Origin of the sequence: Halalkalibacter lacteus (assembly GCF_036663595.1) — a bacterium.
Taxonomy (GTDB): Bacteria; Bacillota; Bacilli; order Bacillales; family Bacillaceae_D; genus Halalkalibacter; species Halalkalibacter lacteus.
Genome location: NZ_JAWRVL010000494.1, coordinates 1 through 231, shown reverse-complemented (window position 1 = coordinate 231; position 231 = coordinate 1). Strand labels below are relative to the sequence as shown.

Sequence of the window (231 nt, the reverse complement as noted above, 5' to 3'; positions counted from 1 at the left end):
AACGAATCTTTCAATTACTGAAGCGAAAGCATTTATTGAGAATCTCAGCTTAACTAATAAAGAAATGGCCATTGCTAAGATGATTTTACGAGAAATTGAAGAAAGGCTAGGCTTTTTAATTAACGTAGGACTTGACTATCTATCACTTTCTCGTGCGGCTGGCACACTTTCTGGTGGAGAAGCTCAGCGTATCAGACTGGCTACACAAATCGGATCATCATTAATGGGGGC

Annotated in this window: 1 protein-coding gene; it reads left to right on the top strand. The window is 39.8% G+C overall.

The features are described 5' to 3' along the window. The coding region (locus SAZ04_RS23140) for a hypothetical protein (protein ID WP_332700174.1) at positions 1-231 on the top strand (231 nt) is incomplete at both ends.